Source organism: Gordonia sp. NPDC058843 (assembly GCF_042743165.1).
Taxonomy (GTDB): Bacteria; Actinomycetota; Actinomycetes; order Mycobacteriales; family Mycobacteriaceae; genus Gordonia.
Genome location: NZ_JBHYNC010000085.1, coordinates 1 through 2,125 on the forward strand (window position 1 = coordinate 1; position 2,125 = coordinate 2,125).

1 protein-coding gene is annotated in these 2,125 nt (G+C 68.6%); it reads left to right on the plus strand.

The window, feature by feature from the left end:
* Positions 1–41 precede the first annotated feature (41 nt).
* Positions 42–2,125: condensation domain-containing protein (locus tag ACFW3F_RS25475; protein WP_388062489.1), on the plus strand; the 2,084-nt coding region annotated here is incomplete at its 3' end.

A 2,125-nucleotide genomic window follows, 5' to 3' on the forward strand; every position in this document is an offset into this window, starting at 1 on the left:
GTGTGGGTGAGTTGGAGTATGTGGGGCGTGTTGATTTTCAGGTGAAGTTGCGGGGGCAGCGGATCGAGTTGGGGGAGGTCGAAACCGTCCTCGCGGGTGCGGACGACGTGGTCGCCGCGGCGGTCGTGGTGCGCGATGATCGCCTGGTCGCCTACATCGCCGGTCCGGACGAGTCGGCAGTACAGCGGGTTCGCGAATACGCCGGCCGCCGCCTCGCGTCGTACATGGTGCCCGACACCGTCGTCGTGCTGGATGAGCTGCCGTTGAACACCGCTGGCAAGGTCGACCGCAAGGCGCTGCCCGCACCGGATTTCGTCTCTGCGGGTCGCGCCGAACCCGAGACCGACACCGAACGAGCCGTCCGGACCATCGTCGCCGATGTGCTCGGGCGCGTGCCGGATGCTGCGGGAATCTCGGTGACGGACAGCTTCTTCGAGATCGGTGGGCACTCGCTGTCCGCGACTCGGGTCGCCGCGCGGATCGCGCACGTCTTCGGTGTCCGGTTCGGTGTGCGCGAGTTGTTCGACGCCCCGACGGTGCGGTCGATGGCCGCCCACGTCGATGCCGCGCGGCACTCATCCGTCGACGGGCCGTCGGTCGAGGCAGTGGAGCTCGGGTCCGTCCCACGCCCCGCGCGCCCGCCGTTGTCGACGGCGCAGCAGCGTATGTGGTTCATCAACCAATTCGACCCGACCTCGTCCGCCTACAACATCCCGTTCGCCTTGCGCCTTCAGGGACGTCTCGACGTGGTCGCGCTGCGGGCGGCGCTGGCCGATGTGATCGAACGCCACGAGGTCCTGCGGACGCGTTACCCGCAGAGTTCCGACGGCCGGCCGTGGCAGGACGTCATGCCGGCCGCGGAGGTCACCGTCGATCAGTGGTGGCGGAGTGGCGGCGTGGGCACACTGTCCGCCGAACCGTTCGACGTGACAAGAGACTTGCCGATCCGTGCCGGGCTTTTCTTCCCCGGCCCCGGCGAAGGTCATCCCGACGAGCATGTCCTGGTCGTCGTCGTACACCACATCGCGGCCGACGGTGAGTCCCTGGTGCCGCTCGTCGACGACCTCCTGCAGGCGTACCGGTCTCGACTCGACGGGAATGCGCCGGTCCGCCCGGCGCTTCCGGTGCAGTACGCGGACGTCGCCCTGTGGCAGCAGCGGACCCTCGGCTCGTTGGACGACCCGGCCACCGAACTCGGCAGGCAGGCACGGTGGTGGCGAGAGCGACTCGCCGACCTCCCCGAGGTCCTCGAACTTCCCACCGACCGTCCGAGGCCGCCGGTGGCGTCCCATGACGGTGCGTTGGTCGAGATCGATCTGCCCGACGACCTCGCGCCCAGGATCGAGGATTTCGCCCGCACCCACGGCGTGACCGTCTTCATGGTGTTGCATGCATCGGTCGCCGTCGTTCTCGCACGCCTGTCGGGCACTTCAGACATCGCCGTCGGTTCACCGGTCGCCGGACGGGGTCGCGCCGAACTCGACGCCCTCATCGGGATGTTCGTCAACACCTTGGTGCTACGCACACCTGTCGACTCCGCGGCGACCTTCGGTGAGGTGGTCCGGCTGGTGCGTGACACCGATCTCGATGCGTTCGCTGCGGCAGACGTGCCCTTCGAGTATCTGGTCGAGACGCTCGCACCCACCCGCAGCGAGGCGTTCGCGCCGCTGACCCAGGTCTTGCTGACCCTCGAGCAGACGTCGGTGGGGGAACTGTCGGCGCCGGGCCTGACGATCACACCCGTCGACACCGGGTCGCCCGCTGCCCGGTTCGACCTGATGATCGGGATGAGCGCCGACCGCGACACCCACGGTGCCCTCACCTCGCTGACCGGCCGGATCGTCTACGCGACCGATCTCTTCGACGGCCGCACGGCACAACGCCTCGGGGACAGGATCATCGACGTTCTCGACGCGGGTCTCGCCGATCCGGACGTGGTCGTCGGCGACATCGACCTCGTCGATGCGGACGAACGTGCCGCCATCGAGGGTTGGTCGCGTGGTGTTGGGGTGGGGTTGGGGTGGTCGGGCCGTTCGGTGGGGTCGGTGGTTGCTGAGCGGGTGGGGTTGTCGGTGGGTTCGGTGGCGGTGCGGGTGGGTGAGCGGGTGGTGTCGTATGGGGAGTT